Source organism: Pseudoalteromonas sp. ABE4_541 (genome assembly GCF_056312285.1).
This window is the reverse complement of record NZ_JBSVEM010000008.1, coordinates 17,441-31,439: the sequence shown is the minus strand read 5'-3', so window position 1 is coordinate 31,439 and position 13,999 is coordinate 17,441. Positions and strand designations below refer to the sequence as shown.

At 45.5% G+C, this 13,999-nt stretch carries 11 protein-coding genes and 1 riboswitch; of the genes, 4 read left to right on the top strand and 7 right to left on the bottom strand.

Going from position 1 to position 13,999, the window contains the following annotated elements; genetic code table 11:
- Positions 1-26: 26 nt before the first annotated feature.
- The 6 genes from ACW689_RS09640 to ilvG all read right to left on the bottom strand — a co-directional run bounded on the left by ACW689_RS09640 (position 27) and on the right by ilvG (position 7,535).
- Positions 27-1,121 (bottom strand): ABC transporter substrate-binding protein, encoded by a 1,095-nt coding sequence (locus tag ACW689_RS09640; protein ID WP_476290746.1) that lies wholly within the window; start codon positions 1,119-1,121, stop codon positions 27-29.
- Positions 1,122-1,190: 69 nt separating this feature from the next.
- Positions 1,191-2,732, bottom strand: a complete 1,542-nt coding sequence (gene ilvA, locus ACW689_RS09635; protein ID WP_476290744.1) for a threonine ammonia-lyase, biosynthetic — start codon at positions 2,730-2,732, stop codon at positions 1,191-1,193.
- A gap of 2 nt (positions 2,733-2,734) precedes the next feature.
- Positions 2,735-4,591, bottom strand: coding sequence for a dihydroxy-acid dehydratase (gene ilvD / locus ACW689_RS09630; protein ID WP_476290742.1), 1,857 nt, complete (start codon positions 4,589-4,591; stop codon positions 2,735-2,737).
- Between the two features lie 92 nt (positions 4,592-4,683).
- Positions 4,684-5,607 carry a branched-chain amino acid transaminase gene (locus ACW689_RS09625; RefSeq protein WP_476290740.1) on the bottom strand — a complete coding sequence of 308 codons (924 nt, stop codon included), beginning with the start codon at positions 5,605-5,607 and terminating at the stop codon, positions 4,684-4,686.
- Positions 5,608-5,646: 39 nt separating this feature from the next.
- Positions 5,647-5,889, bottom strand: coding sequence for an acetolactate synthase 2 small subunit (gene ilvM / locus ACW689_RS09620; protein ID WP_476290738.1), 243 nt, complete (start codon positions 5,887-5,889; stop codon positions 5,647-5,649).
- Positions 5,886-7,535, bottom strand: coding sequence for an acetolactate synthase 2 catalytic subunit (gene ilvG / locus ACW689_RS09615; RefSeq protein ID WP_476290736.1), 1,650 nt, complete (start codon positions 7,533-7,535; stop codon positions 5,886-5,888). Before ilvG ends, ilvM begins: the two co-directional genes overlap by 4 nt.
- 519 nt (positions 7,536-8,054) lie before the next feature.
- Here ilvG and ACW689_RS09610 point away from each other — a divergent pair.
- Positions 8,055-8,939, top strand: coding sequence for a TraB/GumN family protein (locus ACW689_RS09610; protein ID WP_476290734.1), 885 nt, complete (start codon positions 8,055-8,057; stop codon positions 8,937-8,939).
- A 14-nt stretch (positions 8,940-8,953) separates the two neighbouring features.
- Here the strand turns inward: ACW689_RS09610 and ACW689_RS09605 are convergent, their stop codons facing one another.
- Positions 8,954-10,702, bottom strand: coding sequence for a response regulator (locus ACW689_RS09605; protein WP_476290732.1), 1,749 nt, complete (start codon positions 10,700-10,702; stop codon positions 8,954-8,956).
- A gap of 132 nt (positions 10,703-10,834) precedes the next feature.
- Positions 10,835-11,038: riboswitch (Lysine riboswitch) on the top strand.
- A 113-nt stretch (positions 11,039-11,151) separates the two neighbouring features.
- Here ACW689_RS09605 and dapA point away from each other — a divergent pair.
- From dapA to ACW689_RS09590, 3 genes are read left to right on the top strand one after another with little or no spacing between them, the layout of a single operon-like run.
- Positions 11,152-12,036 (top strand): 4-hydroxy-tetrahydrodipicolinate synthase, encoded by an 885-nt coding sequence (gene dapA / locus ACW689_RS09600; RefSeq protein ID WP_476290730.1) that lies wholly within the window; start codon positions 11,152-11,154, stop codon positions 12,034-12,036.
- 10 nt (positions 12,037-12,046) lie between these two features.
- Positions 12,047-12,787, top strand: coding sequence for a 2,3,4,5-tetrahydropyridine-2,6-dicarboxylate N-succinyltransferase (locus ACW689_RS09595; RefSeq protein ID WP_476290728.1), 741 nt, complete (start codon positions 12,047-12,049; stop codon positions 12,785-12,787).
- A complete protein-coding gene (locus ACW689_RS09590; RefSeq protein WP_476290726.1) occupies positions 12,787-13,992 on the top strand; it encodes a PLP-dependent decarboxylase in 1,206 nt (401 codons plus the stop codon). The genes ACW689_RS09595 and ACW689_RS09590 overlap by 1 nt, the downstream gene beginning before the upstream one ends.
- The last annotated feature ends 7 nt before the right edge of the window (positions 13,993-13,999 follow it).

Here is a 13,999-nt window from a genome sequence, read left to right as displayed (position 1 = left end):
CAGGCACTGCACAACATATAAAAGCACTATTCTACCTGTTTTTTACTCGACTGTGTGGTACTGGTGATGCGGTATTGCTGCTTTTTAGAAAAAATAAGGTGCAAGTATAAAGGAATACACAATAAAGTAAGAATTGAAGCAATGATTAGCATCCACGACCATGGGTATGAATTCGACTTACTAGTGGGGTGATAAATAAACTTCTCTATTACAGCCTGCGCCTTGTCTATATCATACTCGTATATTTGCGCTATCCATTGCCAGCGGATCTCTGACATGCTACCGATCGGGATCCCAGCATGTAGTATAAAATCTCTGAGTGTGTCTGCTTCATACGCTAATTGCACTTTTGTCTTTTTCGGGTTGTACTGACGTAAAATCACTTCGATGCTTTCATCCATGTGTAGCATGGCATATCGCCACCCTTTCAGGCTCGCTTGACGAAACTTTTCTACCATCTTCGGTTTTTGCGCAATCACATTTGCACTGGTAAACAAAATATCACCATACACATTCAAGCCATATTGCTTAGGGCATATCTGACGTGTCATCACCCCTTTTTGACGCATTTGAAAAGGCTCATTGGTGATATAAACCTGTAATGCATCAAATATCCCTTTTTTGAAGTCTTCCATTGGCCTAAGTCCGGCGTACAAAGGTAACTGCAACACATCAATGCCCGCTTGTTTTAGCATCATGAGTAACTCGGCATTTTCAGAGCGGCCCAAGTAACTGATCCGCTTATGTGAAAAGTCTTTGGGAGTATAAATATTAGAGTCTGCCTTGACCATCCAGCAGTAAGGTGAGGATTGGAGTATTGCAGCCAGCGCTACGAGTGGTTTACCTTCCATTCGCGATTTAAGAATACCCGAATGGGTAACGCCAAATTGCACCTGTCCTGCGAGCACTTTAAATTGCGCATCAGGGTTATTTAGATCGGCTTCTACAATGCTAACGTCTAAGCCTGCTTGTTCATAGAAGCCTTTTTCCTTTGCCATATAATATCCAGCAAACTGGAACTGATGTTGCCACTTTAACTGTAAGACCACATGCTCTTTAGCGTGGCTAAAACTGCCAAAACACAATGCTAAGAGCCACACTAAAGACATGATGGTTCTCATTTTCTTCCTTGCATTATCTTGCTAGACACGAATAACCCTAACTATAGAAAAGGAGTTAGTATTTGCAAACTAACCAGCTTGACGTTGTTGTTCTGTTGGCAACTGCAAGTATTGCGAGAAACAGGGATTATTGGTTTCTTCAATATATTGATATCCTAATTGTGCCAAGTGGCTATCAAACTTAGCGTAGTCGCTGCTGGCAATTTCAAAAGCAGCCAGTACATTACCTTCTGCAGCACCATGGTTACGATAGTGAAATAAAGTAATATTCCATTCACTGCCTAGGGTATCTAAAAAGCGTGCCAATGCCCCTGGATATTCGGGAAACTCAAAGCGTAACAAGCGCTCCTGCAAAGCAATCGGTGGTTTACCTCCCACCATATAGCGCAAATGTAACTTCGCTAGTTCATTATCCGAAAAGTCTTCAAATGCATAGCCATTTTTATAGAGTTGACTCTTTAACTCATCCAACTCAATTTGCCCACCCCGTAAGCCGACTCCAACAAAGATTTGCGCTGCGCCTTCGTCCGCGTAACGATAGTTAAATTCGGTTATCGCTCTACCGCCCAATGATTGACAAAAGCGTTTGAAGCTGCCTTTTTCTTCTGGAATTGTCACCCCAAACAGCGCTTCGTTTTTGGCTCCGAGTGCGGTTCGCTCTGCAATATAACGTAATCGATCAAAGTTCAAGTTTGCTCCAGACAAAACCGCAGCCAGATTTAATCCTGCCCGCTTATTTTTCTGGCTCCACTTTTTTAAACCCGCCAGAGAAAGTGCCCCTGAAGGCTCCGCAATCGCTCGCGTTTCAATGAAAATATCTTGTACCGCTGCACAGATTTCATCGGCACTGACCGTCACCACCTCATCACAAAACTTTTGCGCTAAACGAAACGTTTCGCTGCCGATTATTTTTACCGCTACACCGTCAGCAAAGCCACCGACTTGCTCTAACTCAACGGGCTCACCCGCTTCTAAAGCAGCCTTTAAACACGCACTTTCTTCAGCCTCGACGCCCACAATTTGGATATCAGGACGTAGAGATTTGATATAAACAGCCATCCCCGCCAACAAACCACCGCCACCAACAGGGACAAATACAGCGTCTAGTTCATGTAATTGTTGCATCAGTTCACGCGCAACCGTTCCCTGACCAACAATCACATCTTTATCATCAAATGGCGGCACGAACACCGCACTATGTTGCTCCGTCAATTCAAACGCGTGCGCTTTCGCAGCATCAAAATTATGGCCATGTAATACGACTTCTGAGCCTAAATTACGCACCGAGTTAACCTTGATCTCAGGAGTTGTCACGGGCATCACGATAGTGGCTCTATGACCCAAGTGCGCGGCACTGAGTGCGACACCTTGCGCATGATTACCTGCTGACGCGGTGATCACCAAGCTATTTGCTGGCAACTGTCGTAGCTTGTTATACGCGCCACGTAGTTTAAATGAGTATACAGGCTGCTGGTCTTCACGTTTGAGCCACACATGCTGCCCCAATCGCTCCGATAAGCCTTTCATTTCACTGACTTCAGTTACCTTAGCCAGCGGCGAGATGTCTGCTTGGATTATCGCCCGAAAATAGTCTAACTCTTGCGATACCATGGCTAGCTCAACTCCTCTAATTTACCCAAGTCACGAACAGCGCCTTTATCAGCACTCGTGGCCAATAATGCGTATGCTTTTAACGCAGGACTAACCACACGTTGGCGGTCTAGTGGTTTATAAGCCTCTTTGCCACGGGCATCTTGTTTTGCTCGGCGCGCTGCCATTTGCTCGTCATCCAGTAACAAGTGAATTCCACGATTTGGAATATCGATTTGAATTAAATCACCATCTTCCACAAGCGCTAATGCACCACCGCTGGCCGCTTCTGGTGAGGCGTGGCCAATAGACAGCCCTGAGGTACCACCAGAGAAACGGCCATCGGTCAATAAGGCACAATCCTTATCCAGCCCCATTGATTTTAAATAGCTGGTTGGATACAGCATTTCTTGCATACCTGGGCCACCTTTTGGCCCTTCATAGCGAATGACCACCACGTCGCCTTTCTTCACTTTACCATTTAAAATGCCATCTACCGCATCGTCTTGCGATTCAAATACTACGGCCGGGCCCGTGAAGTTGAGCATTTCATCAACAACGCCTGCGCTTTTTACAATACAGCCATCTGGGGTTAAATTGCCGGAAAGTACTGCAAGGCCGCCGTCTTGCCTAAAGGCATGTTCAATGCTGCGAATACAGCCATTCTCACGGTCTAAATCAAGTTCATCCCAACGATATTCTTGACTCATTGCTTTGGTGGTACGAATGCCAGCAGGTCCTGCTCGATAGAACCTTTGTGCTTTGCTGTTACTACTGTCAGTCGCATCCCAGCGAGTGATGACGTCACCCAATGTGCCACCGGCAACATGACCCACACTTAAATCGAGTCTTTCGCCTTTTGCTAACTCATTCAAAAGGCCCATGATGCCACCAGCACGATGTACATCTTCAATATGATATTGCTGTGTTGCTGGCGCCACTTTACATAAGAACGGCGTGTTGCGTGACAGTCTATCGATATCACTCATATCAAAGTCAACACCACCTTCTTGCGCTGCCGCTAGCAAGTGTAAAACTGTATTAGAAGAGCCACCCATCGCAATATCCAGCGTCATTGCGTTAGTGAAAGCGGCTTGATTGGCGATGTTTCTTGGTAACACAGCCTCATTGTCTTTGCGGTAATATTCATCACAAAGTGCCAAAATGCGTTTACCCGCCGCTTCATAAAGTTGTTGTCTGTCTTTGTGCGTCGCTAAGGTAGTACCATTACCTGGTAGCGCTAAACCGAGCGCTTCCAACAAACAGTTCATTGAATTCGCAGTGAACATACCCGAACATGAACCACACGTTGGACAAGCCGAGCGTTCTACTTGCTCTGAGTCTTCATCACTGACACTCGGATCGGCGCCTTTAACCATCGCATCGACCAAATCGAGTTTAATATCAATATCGGCCAAACGAGTTTTGCCCGCTTCCATTGGTCCACCAGAAACAAAAATAACAGGGATATTCAAACGCAATGCAGCCAATAACATTCCCGGTGTGATCTTATCGCAGTTAGAAATACACACCATCGCATCAGCACAATGGGCGTTGACCATGTACTCAACTGAATCAGCTATCAAATCACGAGAAGGCAAAGAGTAAAGCATACCGCCATGACCCATGGCGATACCATCATCGATGGCAATAGTATTAAACTCTCGCGGCACACCACCAGCATCACGAATAGTCTGTGCCATTAAGTCACTAAGCTGATTCAAATGCACATGACCCGGCACAAACTGGGTATACGAGTTCACTACGGCAATAATTGGTTTTTCAAAATCACTGTCTGTCATGCCCGTTGCACGCCAAAGTGCGCGCGCACCTGCACGTTGTCTGCCTTCAGTGGTTGTTTTGCTTCTTAATTTAGCCATGGTGTTTACCCCTTGTTGATGCGATGCCAATTATGGCAGCGGCTTTCCTCATTCCCAAAAAATAGGCCACCGGATGATGGCCCAATCAATTTTTACTCGTTGATATAGTCTAACCAGCCATTGCTGTCTTCGCTTTGGCCTTTTACTAAATCAAAATACGCTTGCTGTAACTCAGCCGTGATCGGCCCTCGCTTACCTTCACCAATTTGAATTTGGTCAACGCTACGTACCGGCGTTACCTCTGCCGCGGTGCCGGTCATAAAGAATTCATCGGCCAGATATAACGCTTCACGGGCAATGGCTTCTTCACGCACTTCATAACCACGCTCTCGCGCGAGATGCATGATAGTGTCACGCGTTAATCCTGGTAAAATACAAGCGGTTGTTGGTGGCGTGAATAACACCCCGTTTTTGATCACAAATAAATTTTCGCCAGCACCTTCACTCAAGTAACCATTGACATCAAGAGCGATGCCTTCAACATAGCCATGGCGTTTGGCCTCTGCTGTGATCAGCTGCGATGATAAGTAGTTGCCACCGGCTTTAGCGCCCGTAGGCATGGTATTTGGCGCAAGTCGAGTCCATGATGAAATACATGCATCAACACCTGTTTCTAAACTACCATCGCCTAAATAAGTACCCCATTCCATCGCGGCAACACTCACATCCGCTTTATGAGATTTAGGATGCACACCTAGGCCCACATTGCCTAAAAAAGCGAAAGGACGTAAGTAGGCATTGGTAAAGCCATTTGCTTTTACCGCATCTTTACATGCCTGCATCAGTTCATCTTCAGTGTATGGGATCTCTATACGGTAGATTTTCGCTGAATCATAAAGGCGCTTGATATGATCTCTGAGACGGAAAATAGCCGGACCTTTTGGCGTATCATATGCGCGAACCCCTTCAAACACCGAGCTACCATAATGTATCGCGTGACTCAAAATATGTGTGGTTGCTTGCTCATAAGGGATCATCTCGCCGTTATGCCAAATTAATTCCGATGTTTTTGTCATTATGTAATACCTTGATTATTCTTTTCTAAAATAAATTATTTAAATTGCCTGTTGCTGTAGTGTGTGCAAATTAACTTGCTGCACCTCTACAAGCTTACTCAGTTGTGACGTTAATAGATAGATGGGTTTATCACTGTCGACCGTCATTTTGACTTGAAACAGCTCATCTTTTCCCTCTAATTCTAACTGAGTAAGGCGAAATCCACGGTGACGAGCCACACGTAAAAAGCGTTCGACTGCAATGGCTTGGTTTTTTACTGCAACAGTTAATTGGTGTTTCATTGAGCTTTCTCCGTCATCATTTCATCATTTGCAGCACCTGGTGGAACCAGAGGCCATACGTTTTCTTTATCATCAATACATGCGTGTAATATGTAGGGTCCTTTGCTCGACACAAGGGCATCGATGGCATCATCTACTTCGTCGGCACGCGTAATGGTTTTTCCCGGAATCCCAAAAACAGCGGCTAATGCCACAAAATCTGGGTTATCGGATAAATTGGTTTCACTGTAGCGACCTTCAAAAAACAATTGCTGCCATTGACGAACCATGCCTAAGCGCTGGTTATCGAGGACCACTATTTTTACCGGTAAGTTATTACGACGAATGGTCGCTAGCTCTTGAATATTCATCATGATAGAGCCATCACCAGAAACTGTGATCACCATGTCATCTGGACGTGCGATTTGTGCACCAATTGCAGCAGGTAAACCAAAACCCATAGTCCCAGCACCACCGCTGCTTAGGTGATTAGAGGGATGGGTAAATTTCATATGCTGCGCTACCCACATTTGATGTTGCCCAACATCACAGCACACCACACCCGTGTTTGGCATTTTTTGACTTAATTGGTTTAACAAACGTGGCGCAAATACACGTTCTCCCGGGTAGTCATAACGCCATGCATGTTGTTGTTTTAACTCTTTGACTGTCGCCAGCCACTCGCTATCTGTCACAAAGCAAGCAAGCTGTGGAATAGACTCCTTTAAGTCTGCAATAAGGGAAGCCTGAGCAGGTTTGCGCTTGCCCACCTCTGCTGGGTCTATGTCGAGATGAATAACGTCTGCTTTCGCCGCAAACTTAGCCAAATTCCCCGTTACACGGTCATCAAAGCGTGCTCCGATACACACCAATAAATCACATTCTTGTACTGCAATGTTTGCAGCTTGACCACCGTGCATACCTAACATGCCTAAGTCATATTCGTACTCTGGTAGCACACTACCTAACGCCTTGAGTGTCGACACGGCAGGCATCTGTGTTTTGTCTAAAAATTGCATCAGCTGTGCTTGTGCGTCGGCGTTTTGCACGCCGCCCCCCACGTACGCAACTGGCCTTTTCGCTTGCGCCAACAACGCTTCAGCTTTTTGCACCTCTGACGGTGACACTTTAGGATTTGCTTCTTCAAGTGCTAGCCATGGATGAAATGGCACTTGCGCCAGTTGAATGTCTTTAGGAATATCAACCAATACTGGACCTGGACGACCAGATTGCGCTAAGTGCATAGCTTCTTGTAACACTTCTGCTAAGTCTTCCGCTTTTTCAACCATGTAACTGTGTTTGGTGCAAGATAGCGACATCCCCAATACATCCACTTCTTGGAATGCATCAGAACCGATAGCAGCAGTAGGGACCTGACCTGTGATAGCAAGCAGTGGAACAGAGTCCATCATCGCGTCGGCAAGCGCGGTGATCAGGTTGGTTGCACCTGGTCCGGATGTAGCAAAACAAACGCCCAATTTACCTGTGCTGCGAGCATATCCCACCGCCGCAAAGCCGGCGCCTTGCTCGTGACGTGTTAAGTAATGCTTCACAGGCGCACCATACAGGGCATCGTAAATTGGCATGATCGCGCCACCTGGATAGCCGAATACCTCTTTAACGCCATGTTTGGCTAATAAATCTATCAGTAATTGTGCGCCTGTCATTGTCATCCTCATTGCCACTAGCTTGCTGTAATTAATTAAATTTGACCCTAAAACGAAAAAGCCCCCCGAACTTTTCAGTGCGGGGGGCTTTCTTTGCTAATACTTTTCTTTTAGCACTAACCAGCCCCCGCGGTAATAATAATCACCACGTTGATAATCACGACTAGGATAAGTGCTGTTGTTAGCATGTTTTGTATCACCAATATAAATCTTTTGTTTCTGATTGGCTGCGACAGTGCGCCAACCTGTTCCTTTTTCTATTAGTAACCCGTGCACACTTTTAAGTCAACCATAAAATCTATGCTAAATAAAAGTTTCACAAACCAAAAAGAGAATAAAAACACCCAACAACAACCCACATAGAGATAAAAAATTCACAACAGAAACTATTTGTATAAAAGTTAATAAGTTGAGCCGTATTTACAGCAGAGCTAATTTCGTAAAAATGTCTTTGAAATTTTTGAGCGTTACCTCAAACCATGCTTACAATGCACTAACACAAATAAACCAGGTACACACATGCGCACATTACTCGCTAGATTGAGTGTTTTTTCACTACTTTGCTTTGCTTTTTTTGCTTGCCAATTAAGCCAAGCGTCACACGCTCTTTTTAAAGTGGAAAAAGGCGGACACACTTCCTATCTATTCGGCACCGTACATGTTGGCACACCCGATATGCAAGGCTTACCAAACAAGGTTTTAAAAGCGATAAAAAGCAGCAACAAGGTGGTTGTAGAAGTGAACATGGCCGCCATCTCTCCTGCAGAAATCCAACAACAATCGGCACAATACATGCTACTGCCTGCTGAGCAAACATTGGCTGACTCCTTAACCGCTGACAACTACACAAAGCTCACTAGCTACTTAAAAAGTAAGGGCCTTGATATACAGATGTTTTCACGTCATAGCCCTTGGGCGGTGATGATCACCATACTACAAATTGAATATCAACAGCTCGGGTTTAGCGAACAACATGGCATAGACAAGCAAATACTGAAATATGCTATGCAGCAAAACAAAGCAATTTTAGAGCTGGAAACACTGGCTCAACAGTTAAGCATATTCAAATCCCTAGAAGCACACAGTAACGCCATGCTTGAGGAAACATTCAAGCACATGACTGATTTAGACACATACTTTGTCGATTTGGTGCAGGCATGGAAACAAGGTGACATGGACAAACTGGCTAAATACTACAAAATGACCTTTGACGATTCAAAATACGGACAATTTAGCGAGCAAACGATGTTGATTGCACGTAATAAAGCGTGGATGGAGCAGCTTCCTCCTCTGCTTTCAAAGCAATCGCTGTTTATTGCCGTGGGCGCATTACATTTACCTGAAAAACACGGCCTGATCCAGCAGCTACAACAAGCAGGATTCTCAGTGTCTCTAGTTGATTAGGCTGAGTGAGCACATCAGTTAGTACATGTTTTATCACAAGTCATGTGCACCCCTAACTTAAAAAGCGCTTGTTTAATAGCAGGCGCAGTGATGGGCTTAATGATGTAGCCGTCTCCACCCAATGCCATCGCTTTATCTAAGTCTTGCTGTTCATTATTTGCGGTGACTATGATCACCGTGGTTTGTAGCATGAGCTGAGTGCGGATCTTATCGATTGCTTCATAGCCATCCATTTTTGGCATATTTAGGTCCATAAATATCACGTCGAAGCTTTGTTGCTGTAAAATATCCAAGGCTGCTATGCCATGCTGCGCATGTGTAACCTCAAAGCCAATATCGTGCAATAACTTTTTGATCACAATGGCATTTACAGCATTGTCTTCAACCAATAACGCTGTTTTACCAGTGATAGACATATTGCTATTAAGTTGTGTGCTTGAAACAAATTCAATGGGAATACTGATGACGACCTGAGCTCCCCCAGTAGAACCATTACTTATCTCCATTTGCCCAGATAACGCATTTATCAACAACTGGCAACGCGTCAGGCCCAGTTGCATGCCTTGAAAGTGGTTATCTTCCTCACTGCTTGAACTGAGCATTTGCAATAATTCATCCGAGAACCCAGAGCCTTGATCTTTGACGGACACAACGAGTATTGCCTGTTGCAATTCTCTGCGGATCTGAACATTAATGTGGATCTCTCCTTGTTCGCTAAACTTGACTGCATTGTCAACAAGCTGAGATAAAACCCATGCCAAATGCTGGTGATCACATAACACGTCCTGATCACAACCATCAGCAATGTGCAAAGTCAAAATTACGCCTTTTCTATTGGCGACAAGCTGATAAGGAGTGATCACCGTATCGATGGTTGCCGGTAAGTAGGCAATTGTTTTTTCAATTTTAATATTCTCATTCGACCATTTACTAAAATCATGCATCTCATCGATCAACACATGGAGCTGCTTGGCTGAAGCAGCAACTTGCCTGAGATACTGCTCCTTTCTATCTTGCAGATAGAGGTCTAGATAACCAAGAGTAGCTTGCAATGGCGTTCTTAATTCATGGCTGGCGCGTGCTAAAAAACGTGATTTAACATTCAGTGCCAACTGCGTTTGCTGCTTTTGCTCCTTGAGTTCATCAATCCCCTGATGCACCATAACTTCCATTGGCTTGAAGATAAATTTAACTTCAAAAATCAACAATAAAATAGCCACAACCCAAATCAATAATTCTACATAGCGTAGTACCAGTATTCGTTCATTTGCTTGCTGCTCAAATAGCTTTACTGCACCATCGAGATCCGGCAAAAGTTGCTGAGATTGGGTATACAATTTAGCCAATGCCTGAGTGTCATCATTCTGCCATGCTCTAATATCATGAATAAATTGCTTACTGCGTGAATCTAAATTAATAGGAGATGCAAAATACAATTCGGATAAAGACTGCGATGTATGAGTCGCGCTATTTTCGACCAAAAATTGATGGTTTTGTTCGAAACGTTCCGAGGCTTTTTCCAGTTGCAACCGAGCTTCATTTTTTGCCTGTAGGCTAACTTCCGGACGCGCTAAAAATTGTGCATGCAATAAGGCCTTTTGCGATAACATACGCTGCATACCCGCAATATTAATAACAACCGCATCATCTTGTTTATTAAACAATAAATACTGCATAAAGCCAGTCGCGAAAGTCACCAATAACACCAACGCGGTTACCGCCAAAATATAACGAAAGCGGATCCCTCTGGTTAGTTTAGACATAGCATCTCAATATATTTTTAGCTTTCATCAGTGTAGTTCAGTTTGCAATATTTGCACTTGACACCTAGATGGCTAAAGTGTTTCAATGCGCGCTCACCCTATTTTAGAAACCAAGCCAATTTGGCTCGGTTTAGGGCTGGAAGAGGTGCGTTATTCAGGTAATTGTGTTGAGGAGAGCAAACTCCAATGACACACAATGAGGGGAATTAACGCCGAGAAGTTAGCTGCATTTGCGTTGCACTGGCTTCGGGCGACTGGGCTGAATCCCAGCGACTGTCACCAATTGTATTGTGTTAAACACAAAACAACTCAGTTTGGTGGAGAGCTTCTGGTCTTAGAATAATAAGGCCCGTTGCCTTATCATTTTTAAGTCCATTGCTCTTCGAATTTTAACTGTTCGAAGTTTGGACACCCGCCTAAACTCCGAACAAGATATAAGTTCGGTAGAGATGAATTCACAGTTCGATTTATCCAAGTATCCATTATGGACAGCGTTAGTTACGCCCTTTGACGCGCATAACAACGTTGACTACAACACACTAAAAGCACTGGTTGCAGAGCAGCAAAGTGCCAACAATGGCCTATTAATTTTAGGTAGCACTGGTGAAGGGTTGGCCCTAGGTCAAGCCGAACAGCGTGCCATTGTTGAATTCGTTTGTGGCCTTACCCCATCAGTTCCTATCATGGTCGCCGTCGGTGGTTTTAACCTTGCAGAACAACTTGAGTGGTTGGCATTGTGTAACACCTTACCCGTTGATGCCTATTTACTTGGCTCTCCGCTTTATGCCAAACCGGGTGTGGTCGGTCAAACACAGTGGTTTGATGCATTACTTAGCGCCACTGACCGCCCTTGCATGATTTATAACGTACCGGGGCGCAGCGCAGTTGCCATCGAACCACAAGTACTTGAAAACTTACAACACCATAGCAACCTTTGGGCACTAAAAGAGGCCAGTGGCGATATTGCCTCCTTTGAAGCGTTTCGCACAGCAGCGCCGAATGTCGCTATTTTCAGCGGCGACGATGCTCTAATGCCCTACTTTGCGCAAGCGGGAGCCGCTGGTTTAGTGTCAGTGGCTGCCAATGCCTGGCCTGAGCAAACCGCCGAATTTGTGCGCCGCTCTTTGGCCGGTACATTCCCTAACATGTTTACTACATGGACGGACGCAGTGAACAGCTTATTTGCGGTCGCCAACCCGATCCCTGTCAAAGTGCTGATGCATGCGCAAGGTAAATTGGCTACGCCCAATCTGCGTCCACCTTTGACGCACCTTGAGTTGTCATGCAGCCAAGCACTGAACAACGCAAACGAATCAATTTTATCTTGGAACTAAGGCAATCATTATGAGCTGGTTAGAACTATTAAATAATTTAGAAAACGGCAGCGTGCGTGCTGCAATGCAAGACGAAAACGGCAATTGGCACGCCAATGTAGAAGTAAAACAAGGCATTTTAGAAGCGTTCAAAAACGGCAACAATACCGAATTCCCAGGTGGCTTTGTTGATAAACACAATTTGGCACCACAAGGTTTTGCCGCGGATGCGGGGGTACGTATGGTACCAGGAGGATCCAGTGTTCGTCGTGGCGCGCATGTTGCCGCTGGCACTATCATCATGCCACCCGCCTACGTCAACATTGGCGCATTTATTGACGAAGGCACGATGGTAGACAGCCATGCGTTAGTAGGCTCTTGCGCACAAGTGGGTAAAAACGTGCATTTGAGCGCGGCTGTTCAGCTAGGTGGTGTATTAGAGCCCATCGGTGCTAGCCCTGTTGTGATTGAAGACGATGCCTTTATCGGCGCCGGCTGTGTGATTGTAGAGGGAGTGGTAATTAAAAAAGGTGCGGTATTGGCACCGGGCGTACGCTTGTCGGCAACCATCCCAGTGTATGACTGCGTGAACGAGCGCATATTAGAGAAAGGCGAACCAATTCCGCAAAACGCCATTGTGATCCCGGGTTCTCGCCCTTCTTCAAGTGCCTGGGGTCGTGAGCAAAGTTTAAGCATGTCGTGTGCGCTGATCGTTAAATACCGCGATGAAAAAAGCGATGCATCATTAGAGCTAGAAGAGGTATTACGCTAATGCCCTTTTTGAGCACCGCACATCGTCAGGTGATTGAAACCATCACCCAAACCGAGCAAACACCGTTTTTTGTTTACGACTTAGACGCGCTACTAGCGCACCTTAAGCCGCTTACCGAGCAATCGGTGGTGAAGCTATGGTACGCAGTAAAAGCCAATCCACTGTCGAAAATGATACAAACGTTGGATAAGGCTGGATTTGATTTTGACGTAGCAAGTTCTGGCGAGCTAAACCAAGTGTTAGCTCAAGGTGTTTGCCCCTCGCGCGTGCTCAACACTGGACCTGCCAAGTCAAAAAGGCAGATCCAACACTTTTTGTCACAAGGGGTTCGCACCTTTGTGGCAGAAAGTCATAACCAAGTGGTTTGGCTTAACCAAGCTGCCATTGAACACAATGTCCAGCTACGCGTTTTATTGCGTGTACAGCTGCGCTGGCCTGATGGGGAGAAAAACCCACTGGGTGGCGATAGCTTAACGCCGTTTGGGCTTGGCACTGAGCAATGGCAATCTTTAGACATTAACTCATTCGACGCACTCGATTTTGCGGGCCTGCATATTTTCCAGTGGGGCAATATGCTCAGCACACAGAAGCTGGCCTCGCTGTGGTCGAAAATGGTGCCGCCGCTTAAACAACTGGCACACGATCTTGGTTTTACGTTACGTATTTTAGATTTAGGCGGTGGTTTAGGTATTCCATATACCAGCGCCGACAACCCCCTTTCATGGCCACATTTAATTGATGCGCTAGCGACCATCAAAGCGTCATCGGGCGTTGAAGAATTATGGATGGAGCTGGGCCGTTATGCGGTAGGCGAATGCGGTCACTATGTAAATCCAGTCGTAGAACAAAAACAAAACTACGGCGAACATCAACTGATTGTCGCAGGCGGTATTAACCATATTCTGCGCCCTGCTGTGACCAATCAGGCTTTTCCATGTGCCTTATTACGCAAGTCAAATGCCGATACGAGAAGCTACTTGCTCCATGGGCCATTGTGTACTGCACTCGATCATTTAGGTCGCCACACTTTACCCAGTGACATCTATGAGGATGACTGGCTGGTATTCAGTCAATGTGGTGCATACGGCTTTACCGAAAGCATGCCGTACTTTTTGTGTCACGAATTACCCGCCGAATATGTGATAGAGCAAGGCCAAGTTGCTTGTATTCGCACATCACAAGCGGCCGATGCGTATTTGAGGTAATAAAGCA

What these genes read in the sequence shown, in the direction of transcription:
- ACW689_RS09640 (WP_476290746.1), bottom strand. Translation starts at nt 1,121, where the DNA reads ATGAGAACCATCATGTCTTTAGTGTGGCTCTTAGCATTGTGTTTTGGC.
- ilvA (WP_476290744.1), bottom strand. Translation starts at nt 2,732, where the DNA reads ATGGTATCGCAAGAGTTAGACTATTTTCGGGCGATAATCCAAGCAGAC.
- ilvD (WP_476290742.1), bottom strand. Translation starts at nt 4,591, where the DNA reads ATGGCTAAATTAAGAAGCAAAACAACCACTGAAGGCAGACAACGTGCA.
- ACW689_RS09625 (WP_476290740.1), bottom strand. Translation starts at nt 5,607, where the DNA reads ATGACAAAAACATCGGAATTAATTTGGCATAACGGCGAGATGATCCCT.
- ilvM (WP_476290738.1), bottom strand. Translation starts at nt 5,889, where the DNA reads ATGAAACACCAATTAACTGTTGCAGTAAAAAACCAAGCCATTGCAGTC.
- ilvG (WP_476290736.1), bottom strand. Translation starts at nt 7,535, where the DNA reads ATGACAGGCGCACAATTACTGATAGATTTATTAGCCAAACATGGCGTT.
- ACW689_RS09610 (WP_476290734.1), top strand. Translation starts at nt 8,055, where the DNA reads ATGCGCACATTACTCGCTAGATTGAGTGTTTTTTCACTACTTTGCTTT.
- ACW689_RS09605 (WP_476290732.1), bottom strand. Translation starts at nt 10,702, where the DNA reads ATGTCTAAACTAACCAGAGGGATCCGCTTTCGTTATATTTTGGCGGTA.
- dapA (WP_476290730.1), top strand. Translation starts at nt 11,152, where the DNA reads ATGAATTCACAGTTCGATTTATCCAAGTATCCATTATGGACAGCGTTA.
- ACW689_RS09595 (WP_476290728.1), top strand. Translation starts at nt 12,047, where the DNA reads ATGAGCTGGTTAGAACTATTAAATAATTTAGAAAACGGCAGCGTGCGT.
- ACW689_RS09590 (WP_476290726.1), top strand. Translation starts at nt 12,787, where the DNA reads ATGCCCTTTTTGAGCACCGCACATCGTCAGGTGATTGAAACCATCACC.